The organism is Crocosphaera chwakensis CCY0110, assembly GCF_000169335.1.
Lineage (GTDB): Bacteria > Cyanobacteriota > Cyanobacteriia > Cyanobacteriales > Microcystaceae > Crocosphaera > Crocosphaera chwakensis.
In genome coordinates, this window is sequence record NZ_AAXW01000016.1 from 63,865 (window position 1) to 80,131 (window position 16,267).

At 37.2% G+C, this 16,267-nt stretch carries 16 protein-coding genes; 7 read left to right on the forward strand and 9 right to left on the reverse strand.

What is annotated here, in order from left to right:
* Positions 1 to 337 precede the first annotated feature (337 nt).
* Positions 338 to 577, forward strand: coding sequence for a hypothetical protein (locus CY0110_RS12340; protein ID WP_157464572.1), 240 nt, complete (start codon positions 338 to 340; stop codon positions 575 to 577).
* A 54-nt stretch (positions 578 to 631) separates the two neighbouring features.
* Here CY0110_RS12340 and CY0110_RS12345 read toward each other — a convergent pair whose 3' ends face one another.
* Positions 632 to 2,419 carry an IS1634 family transposase gene (locus CY0110_RS12345; RefSeq protein ID WP_008275778.1) on the reverse strand — a complete coding sequence of 596 codons (1,788 nt, stop codon included), beginning with the start codon at positions 2,417 to 2,419 and terminating at the stop codon, positions 632 to 634.
* Positions 2,420 to 2,551: 132 nt separating this feature from the next.
* Between CY0110_RS12345 and CY0110_RS12350 the strand changes: the two genes are divergently transcribed.
* On the forward strand, positions 2,552 to 2,953 hold the full coding sequence (locus CY0110_RS12350; protein ID WP_008275779.1) for a hypothetical protein: 402 nt from the start codon (positions 2,552 to 2,554) through the stop codon (positions 2,951 to 2,953).
* Positions 2,954 to 3,067: 114 nt separating this feature from the next.
* On the opposite strand, the gene CY0110_RS12355 is transcribed toward CY0110_RS12350, so the two are convergent.
* The 4 genes from CY0110_RS12355 to CY0110_RS12370 all read right to left on the reverse strand — a co-directional run bounded on the left by CY0110_RS12355 (position 3,068) and on the right by CY0110_RS12370 (position 7,438).
* Positions 3,068 to 4,282 (reverse strand): lipid-A-disaccharide synthase-related protein, encoded by a 1,215-nt coding sequence (locus CY0110_RS12355; protein WP_008275780.1) that lies wholly within the window; start codon positions 4,280 to 4,282, stop codon positions 3,068 to 3,070.
* 84 nt (positions 4,283 to 4,366) lie between these two features.
* Positions 4,367 to 5,983 carry an alpha-amylase family glycosyl hydrolase gene (locus CY0110_RS12360; RefSeq protein ID WP_008275781.1) on the reverse strand — a complete coding sequence of 539 codons (1,617 nt, stop codon included), beginning with the start codon at positions 5,981 to 5,983 and terminating at the stop codon, positions 4,367 to 4,369.
* 81 nt (positions 5,984 to 6,064) lie between these two features.
* Entirely contained in the window at positions 6,065 to 6,424 is a 360-nt protein-coding gene (locus CY0110_RS12365; RefSeq protein WP_008275782.1) for a Rieske (2Fe-2S) protein, read from the reverse strand.
* A 90-nt stretch (positions 6,425 to 6,514) separates the two neighbouring features.
* Complete coding sequence (locus tag CY0110_RS12370) at positions 6,515 to 7,438, reverse strand: NAD(+) kinase (protein ID WP_008275783.1); 924 nt, start codon at positions 7,436 to 7,438, stop codon at positions 6,515 to 6,517.
* Between the two features lie 239 nt (positions 7,439 to 7,677).
* On the opposite strand from CY0110_RS12370, the gene CY0110_RS12375 reads away from it, so the two are divergent.
* Positions 7,678 to 8,058, forward strand: a complete 381-nt coding sequence (locus CY0110_RS12375; RefSeq protein WP_008275784.1) for a hypothetical protein — start codon at positions 7,678 to 7,680, stop codon at positions 8,056 to 8,058.
* 123 nt (positions 8,059 to 8,181) lie between these two features.
* On the opposite strand, the gene CY0110_RS12380 is transcribed toward CY0110_RS12375, so the two are convergent.
* The 3 genes from CY0110_RS12380 to CY0110_RS30415 form a co-directional block, all read right to left on the reverse strand.
* Positions 8,182 to 8,637: a DUF1036 domain-containing protein gene (locus CY0110_RS12380; RefSeq protein WP_008275785.1), complete on the reverse strand. Its 456-nt coding sequence runs from the start codon at positions 8,635 to 8,637 to the stop codon at positions 8,182 to 8,184.
* 81 nt (positions 8,638 to 8,718) lie between these two features.
* Positions 8,719 to 10,542, reverse strand: coding sequence for a penicillin-binding protein 2 (gene mrdA / locus CY0110_RS12385; protein ID WP_008275786.1), 1,824 nt, complete (start codon positions 10,540 to 10,542; stop codon positions 8,719 to 8,721).
* Between the two features lie 177 nt (positions 10,543 to 10,719).
* A complete protein-coding gene (locus CY0110_RS30415) occupies positions 10,720 to 10,887 on the reverse strand; it encodes a hypothetical protein (protein WP_008275787.1) in 168 nt (55 codons plus the stop codon).
* Positions 10,888 to 11,135: 248 nt separating this feature from the next.
* Here CY0110_RS30415 and CY0110_RS12390 point away from each other — a divergent pair, with 248 nt between their 5' ends.
* From CY0110_RS12390 to CY0110_RS12405, 4 genes are all read left to right on the forward strand, one after another.
* On the forward strand, positions 11,136 to 12,476 hold the full coding sequence (locus CY0110_RS12390; protein ID WP_008275788.1) for an AAA-like domain-containing protein: 1,341 nt from the start codon (positions 11,136 to 11,138) through the stop codon (positions 12,474 to 12,476).
* A 41-nt stretch (positions 12,477 to 12,517) separates the two neighbouring features.
* Complete coding sequence (locus CY0110_RS12395; protein WP_008275789.1) at positions 12,518 to 12,826, forward strand: Uma2 family endonuclease; 309 nt, start codon at positions 12,518 to 12,520, stop codon at positions 12,824 to 12,826.
* A 23-nt stretch (positions 12,827 to 12,849) separates the two neighbouring features.
* On the forward strand, positions 12,850 to 13,401 hold the full coding sequence (locus tag CY0110_RS12400; RefSeq protein ID WP_008275790.1) for a Uma2 family endonuclease: 552 nt from the start codon (positions 12,850 to 12,852) through the stop codon (positions 13,399 to 13,401).
* A gap of 68 nt (positions 13,402 to 13,469) precedes the next feature.
* A complete protein-coding gene (locus tag CY0110_RS12405) occupies positions 13,470 to 14,153 on the forward strand; it encodes a Uma2 family endonuclease (protein ID WP_008275791.1) in 684 nt (227 codons plus the stop codon).
* Between the two features lie 101 nt (positions 14,154 to 14,254).
* Here CY0110_RS12405 and CY0110_RS12410 read toward each other — a convergent pair whose 3' ends face one another.
* Positions 14,255 to 15,748, reverse strand: a complete 1,494-nt coding sequence (locus tag CY0110_RS12410) for a polysaccharide deacetylase family protein (RefSeq protein WP_008275792.1) — start codon at positions 15,746 to 15,748, stop codon at positions 14,255 to 14,257.
* Positions 15,749 to 16,267 lie beyond the last annotated feature (519 nt).

Genomic DNA, 16,267 nt, shown 5'->3' on the forward strand with positions numbered 1-16,267 from the left:
CCATCATTAGAATGAGGAAATACTATCAACTGAGATTAACTTTCACTACTTCAATAACACTATCCCAGTTGGATTCGTGCATTAAAAGAGCATATCTATTGTTAACTTTTCCAAAGAAAGAGAGAAGAATCTAGAGTTTATTGGCTCTATCTCTATCTTGGGATATATCAAGATAGTTATTAATTCCTGCTTAAGATAGAGGTAATGAAATAAATAAATGATTAGACTGTATAGTATGGCTAATCGAATATTTTTGACTAGCTATTTTAAAACCAAAATAACCATAAAAAAAAGTTTTTCTTTTTTATATTTTACTATTTTTCATGGAGGTAAAATTATGTCCAAAAAAGAAATTTATCACACTGAGAAAGTAACAGGAAATATTAATGCTAGACCTGCTAGTTCTGAAGAAGTTTCCTATCGTGATGGATACGTAGATGGTCAAATAAGGGAAAAATACAAACAAAACCAACTTAAAAATCGTGATAACAATAACGCAACAGGTGGGTTATTATTAGGGATTTTTTTAACTCTTGCGATCGGTCTAGTTGCTGGTATATCTGAACTTCCCCTTTGACAAAATGCCATAACGTATGCTGCGTGAAGGATACGCCGAATTAGCCACCTGTCTTTACTGGGTACAAATTGAAGAAATACCTAGTAAATCTAAAGCTTTTTGTTGCAGTTCAGTGGGTCGAGTTATTTTGTCAAAAACGTATTTTCCACTCTCTAAAGTACACTCGACTGTATTTAAGCAAATTGTTCCCAAATCTTCTATTAAGGTGCGGAAGCTATGAACTGGGAAGTTATCTTCAGTGCGTTTTTTTCTATCTTTAGCAACCGCAGAATCACTACGACTAGCTTTGATGATATCTTGATAGTTGTCATCAATTTCTTCATCTTCAAATAATAAAGGAGCTAATTTTTGTTTTAAATGCCATTCAACGTAATAAGCTAACATACATAAGAAAATATGCCCTTTTACTCTGTCTCCCTTATAATGATAAATAGGACGCACTTTTGTCTTGGAAAATTGCTCTACTTGGGGAAACCCCAAGACCGCATTTTCCGCTAAATCAATAGATTTATAACAACGGAAAGCTTCCTCTACAGAAGATAAACTTTTATACGCTTTGACCACTTCAAACCCATCCATCAAAGTTTTATCTACAGAAGTTCTCAAAATATAAATCCCATCTAAAGCTATTTCTTGGTCAATTAATTCTTGTTTACGCTCATAAGTAAATTCTGAATCTGTGATGTTTAGATTATAGTATTTATTAATTTTATACTTGTTTAAGACTTTTCCAACTCTTAAAGCTATTTTATCGGCTCCTTTCAAAGCTCTTTTTTCTCTTTTCGTGGCTTTAACAATCAAGTCAAATTGTTCTTCTACTATTCGTAATAATGCTTCTCTTTGTTTCTGATTTTTAGCAGCTATCAACGGGTTTCGACAAGCAATCAATCTTTCATGTGGGTAATCTTCACTTTCAAACTCAACTAAATTCACCTCATCAAATAATCCTAATTGAATTGACTCTACTTCTGCTAATTTTCTAATGCTTGCTTTAGTTAAACCACTAATATAATCTAATCCTTCCACTGGTTTAACTAATTCTTCAATATTTGAAGACGTTAAGATCCCTCTATCTGTTACCCATACTACGTTATGAACACCAAACCTTTTCCTAACTTTTTCTATTTGACTTTTTAGTGTCTTAGTATCTGAAGTATTTCCTTCAAAAACCTCTACAGCGATAGGACAACCATTCTGGTCACAGAGTAGTCCAAATACTATTTGCGTTTTCCCTTTCTTTTTATCTCGATTATATCCATATTTTCCTAATTCGCAGCTCTTTCCTTCCAAATAAGTTGAGGTAACATCATATAAAACTAATGAGCCATTATCTAAATGCAAACCAGCTAATTTATTTTCAATTTTCTCTTGTTTGTTGACTAACCAATCCAAAGCTTCATAGAGTTCGTCTTCGTCAGCCTTTTCTAAGTTTAAAACTTTTCCTAAACTATTACTAAACGTTTTCTCATGGAATCCTCTTGCTGTGGCTAATTTAGATTTAGGATTGATAATTCTCGCAATTATCATCCCCAAAACTAGGTTTCTAGTTCGAGAGGGAGTTTTAGCAATAATTTTGTCTAAACCTAACTTTTTAATCGTCTCTAATATGACCATTATATGACCGTGTGGACGGCTTGAAATTACCTCAAAATTATCGGGTATTGTTTCAGTCATTGAAACTTTAGCCCCTTTTAAAACCAGTTTCATATTATCAACAACATCATCTGGCAATGTTGATAAATTTGCCAGGGTTCTTTTTCTGACTTGATCTCCTTCTCTATAAGATTCGCGAAGAAGAACAGCCGGTGGGGAATTTCTGTTAGGAACACGCTCTATATACATGACTACTATTTTAGCTTAGTTCCCTTCTTACTGTCCATTAAGAAATATTACGATTTACATGGGTACAGCGTCGGAGTCTAATCTCTATATCCCTTGATAGATAGGCTTTTTAGCTTCGTGTACTAGATTTGTATGGGGGTAAGTTCAGGTATATTTTACTCTATTTTTGCTCAACAGCAAGAAACTGATCAATCTCCAGCTATTAGTGAGGAACAAAAACCTAATCAGGAAACGACCATTATTGAAAGGACACAAGAGCTTATTCCTATCCCTGTTGAATCTAACGAGACAGTTGAACAACAACAACCTAACCAGGAAACAACAGTGATTGAAAAAACAAAAGAAATCATTCCTGTCCCAGTGCAACAAGCACCCGAAACGTCTTCTCCAGAACCAAAAGTAGAAATTAATGTTCCTTCTTCGATACAACAAAATCCGTCTGAACCTCAATCTTCTACAAATCAAAATCCCCCTGAAAACGAGGCTCCTATCAATTCAGCTACGAACGAAACTGTAGAACCTCCTCAACAGTAAATTTTAAAAAAGTTATTTTTAAAATCTAGTTTATCGCCATAATTTTTATAAAAAGGAAGCAAAACTGCTTCTTTTTTCTTCGTTTTTTGAAATGCAGTGACAGCTTACTATTCCCTATTCCCTATCTTGATTAACTCCCATATGGGACAATAAAAAACGAGCAATTCTTTCAGAAGCCCCAGGGGGTCCGAAACGGGCTTTTCCTTTTTCCTCGCACTCGTGTAAATAAGATTGATTTGTAACGGTTTTAGCAACACATTTAGCTGCTTCTGTGAGGGTTTCGGAACTGGCTGGTCCTTTGCCGATGGTTTGGGCGCAACTACCAATCAAACGGTTTTGTGCCTCAGCAAATTCATAGGTAAACTGAGGGCCTTCTCCAGGGACTTGAATAACCGGTTTACCTAAAGCAATGCCTTGATCCACCGCTAATCCTGCCATGCCTAACATTAACGTACAGTTGTGTAAAATGTCATTAAACCCATCAGAATAACAGAAGACTTCTACGGTTCCTTGTTCAGTTTTTTTGCTTAATTTATTCTCTTCATATTGCCATCCTTCACTATTAGCAATCGTTGCTAATTCTTGCATCACTTTTGGTACTAATGCAGCCCGAAATTGTATGTTTTCAGGGGACATTATCTTAACAATTTCTAGAATAAGATTGAGTTGTAGCTTAAAGTTACGAACCGCTTCAGGTAAGCGTGATCCGGGCAGTAATGCAACCATAGGAATATCGGACTTTAATTGTAAATCTTTCCCTGTGGGTTGCAATTTATCGAGGGAAGGAATACCTCCAAACTGCGCTTTACTGATGCCTTGTTTTTTTAAATCTTTGGCTGTATAAGGATCTCTAGTAAACACCGCTAAACAACGAGGCGATCGCAAAAAAGTCCCAATAAACGGCCCAACATTTAACTTTCCTTCATATAAAGCAGATAGACAGGAAATAAAAGAAACGTAAGGATAGCCTGTCGAATAAGCAAACCCTTGGGATACAGTGTCACCAGTTGCCATAATTAAATCGCAACTAGGGGCATATTTCCAGACTGCTTGTAACTGTCGCCAAGTTAACCCCACTAACCCTGCTTTTAAGTCTGTCAGTAAGCGTAAACGGTTAATATAAGAAAATCCGCCAGAGGGCATATTTTGGGTTGGGCCGATGATGGGTACATTTAAGCGACGATAGGCGTTCCCTTCCCCCACAATGGGCATGGCCGCCACATCTAAATTAGGATACAGTTGTAATAGGGTTTCAATGACATAGGATGAGTGATTATCCTCTCCGTGGCCATTGCTGATAAATAATATGCGTTTAGACGGTGACGACATAGATTTTCCTGTTAGATTTTTTCTATGGTTATTATTTAACCTTAAATCTTGAAGTTTACACCATCACCGTCTTAATGAGTAAGGTTAACTAACTAATATTTTCCCTTCGTACTCTCCTATATCAAGAATTAATTGATTGTCGGATGCTTGATACTCTTCATCGTTGAGATAATCGTTCCAATCTGTCGAATTAGGAAAATTAGGAATTCTATAATCTGATAAAGAATTACCTGAAAAATTAAGTACAACAACCACACGAGAATCTTCGTTATCCCAACGATGATAAACTAAGACTTTATTATCAATATCTTCGTGAATAAAGTCAATATTATCGGTATGCAAAGCATTAGTTTGGGTTTTTAACCTTATCAGTTTTTGGTAAGTCTCAAACAGATTTTTGTTACTCTCATTTTCTAGTAAATTCCAATTGATACTTGATTCTGCATCTGCATCATATTCTCCGAACTCATTTCCCATCCAAAGTAAGGGAACACCGACGGTTGTCATTAATAATATAGCTCCTAACTTAGCTCTTTGAAAGGCTTCTTCTTCAAAAATATTGCGATCGCCTAATTCACTGAACACGGATTGATGATCATGACAGGAAATATAATTAATGGTACTAATAGCCCCTTGATAACCTTGTTGTTTACAATTAACAACTTCTTTTAAGTCTTCAAAATTATAATTATCTCCACAAATATGAACAATGGCTTGCTGATAAAAACTTTCGTGCCAACAAGCATCAACGGGTCGATCAAAACCAGCTAACTGAGGATTTTCTGGTATATATTCTGCGGTATTAAAAAAGGGTTTATCTCCTGTAGAATTTCTCGCTTGTTCACTTAACCAATCTAAAAAATCATAGTTATCAATTTGTTTTGCTGCATCGTAACGAAACCCATCAATATGATATTCTTCAACCCAAAACTTAACGACATCACCAATAAATTGCCAAGCAGGTTTAATGTCTAAATTATCGTCATAATATTCATAATCAAATTCGGGACCCCAACTATGATCGGGATCATTGGGTTGTTCGCGATACCAATAATCATGATTAATTTGGGTTAAAGGGTTTTCTGTATCAGAGTGGTTAAAAACACAATCTAATAAGACACGAATTCCTTTACCATGACACTCATCAATCAAATATTTTAAGTCTTCTGATGATCCATATCTGGGTTCAACTGCAAAATAATGACGAGGGGTATAACCCCATTTTTTGTCTTCAGGAAAAGCTTGTATCGGGATTAATTGAATGGCATTAATTCCTAATTCTGATAAATAGTCTAGTTGCTCTATAATTCCTTTAAAATTTCCAGAAAATTTATTAACAAATAATTCGTAAATAACTAATTGCTCATTTTTGGGTAAGGAATGATCGTCATTTTTCCAGACGTAAGTATCGATTATTTTTTCACCCTCTTTAACACGAACTACGCTATTTCCACTCTCTGTATTTATTTCTTTTGCATAAGGATCGTTAATTTCTACCCATTCATCGGGATCTAAAAAGGGAGATTTACTTTGCACACGGAATTGATATTCATAAATCCCATCTTCTAATTCTACTTTTGTGCGAAAATAACCGTTTTCGTCCTTCTCCATTTCAATGTCTGACCAATCAGAAAAAGACCCTTTTATGGTTGCCTTTTCATTGTAAGGAGCAAATAACTCGAATTCAATTAAATTTGCCATCAGCTTTCATCAATTCAACTATCAAATTGATGGTATCGAGACGTTATGAAAAACGCCTCTATCCAGGGAAATAAATAAAACTTAACTATCGGTTAAATCAACCCAAATATTTCCCTCTTCGGTTTTCACAGGAAAGACAGATAAGGCTTTTTCTTGAGAGATCATGCCCATCGCTTTGCCCACTAAAGGTGGCCAAGGAGTCCACTCTTTTACTGCTCCTGTTTTAAGGTCAAAAGCACTGCGGTGCATAGGACAAACTAAATCACCATCTTCGTTAATTTTAGCTTTTTTTAAAGAAATTTTTAGATGAGGACAGCTATTTTTTACCGCATAAACTTGTCCGTTATGATTTAACAATAATATGTTATGATTCTCTGTCTTTACCACTTGACGAGAACCTATTGGCAGGCTATCAACAGCAAGCACTTTTGTCCAACTCATGGTTAATTATTTTCGATAGATCAGATTATTACTTTAGCATTTTAAGAGAAGGTTTCCGACAATTTATGACTGGTAATAATTCTTATTAATTTAATTAACTCGATGATTATTATCAAAATGTATTCTTGTTCCTGCCCATTGTAATTTTTCTCGTAGGGTTTGATAGAAAGAATAATTTTCTCGTAAGACAATAAATCTGGCCATACAATGAGCCATTTTTACTGATATCCATTGACCCGGCCAAATAGAAGTCGCTAAAGAACTATCAGTCCATAACTTAGTATTGAGTTCATAATCTCCTAGGGGCCAAATATCAACTATCGAACCCGGCGGAATAACAATGGGACGACTCGACAAACTTAAAGGACAAATAGGGGTAACGGCGATCGCATCCATTCCAGGGTGAATAATGGGACCATTAGCAGAGGCGGTGTAACAAGTTGAACCGGTAGGAGTCGCCACTAATAAGCCATCCCCTTGATATTGATCAACCACTTCCCCATCCACTTCTAGTTCTAAAATAGCGGTGGGCATTCGGTCAATACTAGCCGGTTTGATGCACATTTCATTGAGACAGTAGAAGCGATCGCTACTAGACTGAGGAGAACAGCGATCGCCTTCACATACCCGCGCCTCTAACATCATCCTCTGTAACATGGCATAGCGATCGCCTTGTAAACGATGCCAAACTTGTTGAGTATCTCTAAATAACTCAAAGGGTTCGGTTAAAAAGCCTAAATGTCCCCCAACATTAACCGCTAAAATAGGAATGCTTTCTGGGGCTAGTTGTCGCGCGGCCGCTAAAATTGTGCCATCTCCTCCTAAAACGATGGCTAAGTCAATTTTTTCTGATGCAGAGGAAAGAAACACAGGATAAGGGTTATCTTTATAGCCACTCGGACCCATCAATACTTTACAGTCGAGGACTTCTAATTCTTTAGCACACCGTTGCGCCCATTTTTGGCTTTCGATGTCTCCTGCCTTATAAGCAATGATGACTTGTTTCAGTTCCACGTTAATCTACTAGATAGTGATCTTTATTTTTATTGTCAACCCTCTTTATAAAGAAAGGGGAAACTTTAGTTACATTTTAACGATAGTGATCACTGTTAAGTGTTCATTGTTCACTGGTCACTGATCACTGACTCTCTACCCTATACTTTAGATACATTGCATCTTTTTGAGTTTTGATTATCTTAATAAGTAGGGCTAATTAGCCTAGTCTTTATTGTGATGGAGTCAACGAATCAGTTATGAACCCTTTACGACTTGTTAATTATCTTTGGCCTGCCTTTATCAGTATGATCATTTTAAGTGCGATCGTGGCTTCTTTACCGGAAGTATTGGCCAATCAACCCTCGGTTACTAACGTCGAAACCGTTGAACCCTTAGAAGCTTCTACTGGGGAGTGGCAAGACTTGCAAGGGTTAGAAGTCAAAGACAGGGAACAATGGTCTTGGGATATTGAGGAAAGTGACGGCATTATCTCTGAAAATATCGAGTACAATGTTTCACCAAATTTGTTAAATGAGTCTGATTTAGTTGATGTTGAACAGGAGGATGAAGACTGGGAAAATAGCCACCGAGGTGATCCTAAAAGCAGTGGCGGGTTAGTTCCTTTGGCTGAATTTTAGGTTAGTTTAAATTTGGCGATCAATTAACTATTTACTTGAGCTTAAGATCGTTTTTTTTTCAGAAAATAGCATAGGGGCTTAAATTCATTAAAACCCCTAGAATTATCAATAACTATTGATTAGTTATTGCGTATATTCAATCAATTCGCGTCTAGCACCAATTAAATAAAATGTTTGCATAGAATTATCAGTAAACCCATAATGATGTTTATCACAGGCCTCAAAAAGTTCTGCGTTGTAGAAAGTGTATCTATCCTGAAGAACGCATAATTGAATAGTTTGTACTTCTTCCTCTTCTAAATTTAATAAATAGGTACGTTCAACGGTTTGAGCGCGGTCAACTTCTACATAAGTATACCAATCGTCCGGATAAACCATACATTCCCCAGGTTCAACGAGCCACCATCCCTTACTAACCCAAACCTCATCTTGATTGAGATAAGCACCTGATACACGGACAATTTCATTACGATAATTACAAAGTTCTGATGCTTGTGCCATTTTCGGAGAGAATGCGAATTCTCCTAACGCTGCACCTGTGGTCATTAATAAACCTAAACCGAGGGATTTTTTAATCATTTTTCCTCCTCAACACACACTAGATTTTTGACGTTTATTTATACAAATTTTAGCAACAAAAAAAGAGACAGTTTCCTCTCTTTACTTTTTATTATGCTGAAAATAAGCCTCCATCACTTGGCGTACCATTGGAGCGGCCACGGAACCCCCACCGCCTCCAGAATGTTCTGCAAAGGCAACCACTACAATTTCTGGGTTATCGTAAGGTGCAAAGCCACCAAACCAAGCATGAGAGTCTCCTGGAGGGGCTTCTGCTGTGCCACTTTTGCCAGCTGCAGGAGGCAAACTAGGAACATTAAGGGCTTTTCCTGTTCCACTGGAAACCACTGCCCTCAGCCCTTCTCGTAGGGTTTTTAAGGTACTGGGTTTCAGGTTCATAGAAGTACGCCATTTTTCAAGGTCATCTTTTTCTTCAAAGAAATGGGGTTTGACGCGATAACCCCCGTTACCCGGAACTGCAAACATAATGGCTACTTGTAAAGGGGTAGCTTGGGTAAACCCTTGACCAATGGACATATTAACCGTGTCCCCGTCGGTCCATTCCCAATCATAATTTTCCATTTTCCATTCATTATCTGCGATTAACCCGGCAGCCTCTTCCCCTAATTCAATTCCAGTTTTTGAACCAAAACCATAGAGACGGGCATATTTAATTAACGTTGGTCCACCGACCCCTCGGCCAATTTGACCATGAAAGGTGTTACTACTCCAAGCCATAGCCCGAACGTAACCCATCGGCCCGAACCCGGCTCGGTTCCATTCTCCAAAGGCTGTCCCTCCTACGTTGAGATAAGCAAAGGTACTCAAGATGGTATCAGGAGGATATTTACCCGATTCCATGCCAGCAGTAGCAGTTACCACTTTAAACGTAGAAGCCGGGGGAAAGCCCCGTAACGCACGGTTAACAAAGGGGTTACCTTTCTTTTGTAAGCGTTTCCAGGTTTGAGGGGTAATTTGAGTTGAGAAAATATTAGGGTCGAAGGTGGGATTACTAGCCATAGCGAGAACCCCTCCGGTTTGGGGGTTAATGGCAACGACAGCCCCGATACGTTCCCCTAGGGCTGCTTCTGCTGCTTTTTGGGCATCGAGGTCTAGGGTAAGGGTAACATCTTTACCGGGTTGGCCGACTTTTTGGCCTAATACTTTCATGACTTTGCCGGCCCCGTCAACTTCTAATTCGATACCGCCCCATTCTCCTCGTAATTGTTGTTCGTAGGCCGCTTCGACCCCCATTTTACCGACAATATCCCCTAAACGATAGCCTTCAGAACGTCTTCGCTTAAGTTCTTCGGCGTTAAGTTCTCCGGTATAGCCTAAAACGTGGGCTGCAATTTCTTTGTTAGGATAATCTCTGACGGTTTCAATATCGACTTCTAAACCGTTTAATTCGGTTTTAAATTCTTCTAAGGCTGTAATTTGGGCAGGATTTAAACTACGAGCGATTCTAATTAAGGTTGAAGCATTATAGCCTGCCTGTTGAATTTTACTTTCAATACTTTCTTCAGGGACAGCCAGAAGTTGGGCTAAATATTTACGATTTTGCGGCCAGTCGGGTTGGTTAACCACCATTGGCCAGAGATAAGCTGCGTGGGTGAGACGAGTGGAGGCTAAAACCCGCCCCTTGCGATCAAAAATATTACCACGGACAGGGGGTTTAGGGACAATGCGAACGCGATTATTTTCTGCCTTTTCTCGATAGACTTCCCCTTGCATTAATTGTAAAAAGGCGAGACGAGTGCCAATAGCTCCCAAAAGGATGACACTGACAAATAACATGATAAATAGGGGTTGACGTTGTTGCCCGATAGTTCGGTTCGTTTTTTTCTGTCGGGTATCGTAGGAACTATAATTATCCGTAGGTATAGGGTTTTGCCATTTGGACTGGGAAGATTGTTTAAGCCACATATTACCGAAGAAACTACTTATGAGTTTCTAGGATAACTTTTTTCGTACTTTATAATCATTGTTATCTCTATTTTTACCATTGACCTGTTAGGCTTTGAAAAAAAAAGCCAGGAAAAGTCCTAGCTTTGTTTCATTTCTAGGTGTGTTGTGGTCGGAGTTTAAGAACGGCAATAACATTTAGCAATCATCTTTGTCATCCCCTGGACAGTCTTTAGCATAGCCCATAGAACTGTCTGAGTAGGGGTTAGAAGATGCAACGGCCATAGTTTCCACACCGAAAACAACCAGAAGGGAAATTGCCATTATTGTCGCTAGTTTACGTTTGAGGTTTAGTTTGTTGTTCATGGTTAGGTCATCTCCTTAACTCACACCTGGTTAGAGGGTTTCTTTTGTCCTCTACTCTCATGATAGGTATGACTTGTTAGAATGTCAGTCCCATTGATCGTTGATTTTTTCCATTTTTTGTAGGAGGTAACATGGAATAAAGTAGAAAATAGTAGAATGATAAGACTGTTTCCCCTCAGAAACTTTTTTTCATCCTGGTCAAATCAGGGATATTTGTTTTAATTGATATTATCATTAATGCGATCGCTATGAAACCAAAAAACTGGGATCTATTCCTTAAAGAAGTTGCCAATGATCAAAATTTAAAAGGAAGATTAAGAGAAATTTTTTTAGTTCGGTTTGCTTATGAAAATTGGCGTAAACCGGATACAGAAGTATGGGAATTGGCAGAAGCAGCCAGTCATGAAACTTATAAAAAGCAAATGACAGAACTCTATAGTTCTTTTTCTAGTGAAAAAACAAATGGTTGTCCTGAATTAGACCCCCGTAGCAAAGGACCAGGAAAGTTTCAAATCTTACGAGAATGGTTAAAAGATATTAAATATCCTGAATGGAAACAAGACGGTGATATTGTTATCATTGATCCCCCTATCCCTGATGGTGATTATATTTCTCGTCCCCCTATTGAATCAGATTGTTATCAAACCATTCTTAAACCTGGAGCATTAATTCGTATCAAAGCTCCTGAAAAAATGGGCAAAACATCTCTCTTAAAATTGATTTTAGACCATGCAGAAAATAGTGATTATTGTAAAGTTTACCTCAATCTTCGCTCTGCTGAATCGGCTATGTTTAGTAGTTTAGATAAATTTTTACGGTGGTTTTGTGCTAATATCAGCAGAGAATTAGGCTTAAAACCTCAGCTAGATGATTATTGGGATGAGGAATTATTTGGTAGTTTAGTTAGTTGTAAAACCTATTTTCAAAGTTATGTTTTAGAAAATATTGATCGTCCTTTAGTTTTGGGTTTAGACAATTTAGATCGCATTTTTGAATACGCAGATATTGCGAAAGATTTTTTACCGATGTTACGCTATTGGCACGAAGAAGCGAATAACTTAGAAATTTGGCAAAACTTACGATTAGTAATTGCTAACTCCACAGAAGTTTATATTAAATTAGATGCTAATCAATCTCCGTTTAATGTAGGAAAACAAGTTAAATTACCAGGATTTAACTTAGAACAAGTATTAAAGTTAGCCAAAGTTTATAAATTAGATTGGTCAGAAAACCCTGAACAAAAAAAATTTACTAAAGATTTAATTGAGATGGTAGGGGGTCATCCTTATCTAGTTGATTTAGCTTTAAAAGCATTAGCTTCTAAAAAAATTCCCCCCGATAAACTATTAGCAGAAGCACCCACCCAAGGAGGAATTTATAGTAGTCATTTACGTCGTCATTGGGATAATTTACAATCTTCTCCTGACTTAGCAGAAGCAATGAAAGAGGTAGTAAAAAGTGATAAAGGTGTTCAGTTAGAACCATCTGTTGCTTATAAGTTAGAAAGTATGGGATTGATTACTTTAGTAGGAGATGAAGCTCAACCTAGTTGTCAATTATACCATCGTTATTTTGCTGATAATCTTTAGAAACAATTATTAGTTAAACCTTTGAAAACTATAAATAAAATATGATACAAACTTCTTCAACGATTACCGATCAAGAATTAATAAAACTCAGTTCTCAAAACCCAGAATTGAGATTTGAACGCAACGCAGATGGAACTTTAGTTACTATGAAACCCGCAGATAAAATATCAGGAAACATGGAAGAGTATAGAAATAATGGAGTTAAATTAGGTTGGTTAATTGATCGTCATAACCAGCAAGCTTTAGTTTATCGTCAAGATGACTCTATTACTATTTATCCTCCTGATGCAATTTTAAACGGAGAAACGGTCATTCCTGGTTTTACCTTAGCTTTGAAAATTTTACTGTAGCTTAAATGAATAAACTGAGAACAATGGAAACAATAACTGCTAAATTTTCTGTTGAAGACTATAATAAAATGATAGAATCTGGACTATTAAATTATCGTCACGTTGAGTTAATTAATGGACTTATTTTAGAAATGTTTCCTGAAGGAACAGAACATACTTATATTGGGGAAACTTTTGCTGATTATTTACGCAGATTAACTCAAGAAGTAGCTTGGGTTAGAGAAACAAGACCTATTACCCTTTCTAAGTCTGAACCTGAACCCGATATTGCTATTGTTCGTCTTCCTCATTCTCTTTATCGTTCCCATCATCCTTACTCTGAAGATATTTACTTATTAATTGAAATATCCTATTCTACTTTGAAGTTCGATACTTCCGAAAAAAGGGATATTTATGCAGCAGCAAATATTCAAGACTATTGGGTGGTTGATGTTAAGAATAAAAAGTTGATTGTCTATCGATCTCCTGTGGATGGATTGTATGAAAATGAAACAATATTATCTTTAGATGAGCAAGTATCACCTTTAGCTTTTCCTGATATTAATATTATGGTTAATGATATTTTTAACCGTTAAAAGCAAGAAACAATTACTATAATGATAGAATAAAATCAAATCTTCCCAAATGAATTCAATTTCTAACAATGTTATTAAACTATAATCCTCGTCATTGTTTACCCTCTGCTGAAGATTTACCCGACTCTGATGATACTCCTGTGGATAACGAATTACAAGACTTAATTCCCCATATTCTCAAAGATATTTTAGCCTTGATTTGGGAAGATAGAATGAATTGGTATTTTGGGGTCGATATGGGTATCTATTATGACCCTGAAAACCCTACAGATGTCATCGTTCCTGATGGATTTTTAAGCGTAGGAGTTCCCCGTATTATCGATTCAGATTTAAGGTTATCTTATGTGTTATGGGATGAACTGGTTATCCCCACAATGGTGTTAGAAGTCGTCTCTCAAACCAGAAGAGGAGAATATACACAAAAGAAAGAAGATTATGCGAAAATGGGGATTTTATATTATGTAATTTATAACCCTTTAAGAAAAAGAAAACCTCGTTTAGAAGTGTATCAATTGGAAAATGGAAAGTATGAATTATTAGCAGGAGAACCAGTTTGGTTAGCAGAAATTAATTTAGGAATTGGTAGAGAAATCGGGGTTTATCAAGGAGTAGAAAGAGAATGGTTATATTGGTATGATAAAAAAGGCAAACGCTATCTCACTCCTCAAGAAGAGGCAAAAAAAGCACAAGAAAAAGCTAAAAAATTAGAAGAAAAATTGAGAGAATTGGGGGTTGATCTTAATGAATTATAAATATAAGTGTTTGATTATCATTCCGAATTAACAGGAAATTAAAAAAAAAAGATCGCCCCTTAATTAAAGAAGCGATCGCATAAAATGTACCCAACAAAGACTTATTTAACGAAATGCTGACCGCGATTATAAAGTTCGCGAGCATAGTCTGTCCAAGCACCCTGTCCCCAGTACCGGAAACAGCTAGTTTCAACTAACATGGTGTAGAGTAGAGCTTCTTGATACTCAGGAGTCCGAGTAACATTCCCATCTTCTTTAACACGAGAATCGAATTTCTGATGAAAACCAGCACTGAGTTCGTTCATGGGTCCTAGGACGTTTTCATAACCTTTGACCCAACTGAGATCGTTAGTCCAAGATGCACCATCCATGTGGAAGCGATCGTCTTCTTGTTGTAATTCTTCAATGGCCTTATTGACTTTTTCTGGAGTCAGATTCTCGGTACCGATCTTATTCCAGATTTTATGTTGTCCCACTGCTTGGCAAACAGGATAATCATCTTCAGTAACACCAGCTTGTTCTAAGAGTTCGATGTATTCAGTTCCGTTGAAACCAACCACACCTTCATTATTATCCTTGATGCTATAGAAAGCATTGCGGAAACCGTCGGGAAACTCATTCATCATCACACCGCCGTTTTCTCCGTCAGCGATCTGAGAGACACAACTAGGTACTTCTACGTTACCTACTTTTTGCTTTCCTCTGGCTTTTGCTTCATGATAGGGCTGCATTTGAGCCACTAACTTGGTGTCAGACCCTTGGGTTTTGATTAACGCAGTAATACTGATGGTTTCGCCGTGAGAGTTACGGGCAACTAAACGGTTAGGAACATACTTATCATCACCGTTTTTGTGGAAGTCATCCCCATTTAACCGTTCTACGGAGTCCTCTTGCACTAATAACCAACGATAACCACACTCTTTAAGTGCTTTGATATATTCGTAAAGGGTATCAGGATTATTCGGTAGGTGCATTTCTGGAGGAGAGAACCCTTTAACTCGTCTGAGGGCATCGTAACCGAATAAAGCAGCAAATTGATGTTGCCACGCTTGTATCTGTAATTTTAGGTCAGGAATGGGAGTGGAAGGAGCAACGGCGTGACTCCACATGGTACCTAACCATTCGACATAAGGCTGATATTGGGGATCACAAGCCATCCGTTTGAGAGGTTCAAGGATGTCATGTCGGGGGGTTTGTTGGAAATCCCATAATAAATTTCCCGAATAGTCCAACATGATGCGAGGATTGCAACCATTACCGACTAATTCAGGGATAAACTCACCAATGCGCTTATAACACCAAGCAAAGGTAGGAGCATTATGATTATCTCCAATATGTTGATTTTCAAACATATGCTGGAGATTACTGATTAAAGCACCATCTTGACCTGCAGGGATGGTGGGTTGGTGCATATGAAGGGCGCAAGCAAACCCTGATTTTACATTAGCTAGATTGATATTGGAATGAGGGGCAAAAATAGGATCATTGTGGTTGACAACTGAGGCGATCTCGTCTTCCCAACCACTAATGGGAGGTAGTCCTGGTTTAGTCCCATGAATGTGGTATCCGTTGGAGGAGGGTGCTGCTGCAATCATATTTATTGGTTTTCCTTCAAATCTTGATCAAGACAATTTGATTGTTTTGATAGTCCGTCACACTTAAATCAAATTTATCTCTATAATCTGCATATTACTATACATTTTGGGTTAGTAAACATTAAATTTTAATTAAGTTTTAAACAAAGACTTAAAGGCGTTAGCATGAGCAAGTTATTTTTAATAATTTCTTTACTGTAAGGTCTTATTCAAGGATTGTTTAGCTATTTGCTCTTTTGTTCTCAAATTCAACTTAATTAAACTTGTTGTTATGGTAAACGTTTAATTATAATAATGGTAACCGTGAAAATTAGCTTCTCTTTTTTCATTCTTTTTTAGTTTTCAATGTCTTTTTTCAATTATACAGATTTCATGACTTTTTAGACGTTCAACAAATCATAAATAATAGATGCAACATAGTGAAGGTTCTGGCCGTCTAACCCACCAGTCACCTTTTTAAGATTCTTATCAGAATCATTGAATGAGGGTTATTTACAATCAAAGTATTTGCAAGATTCA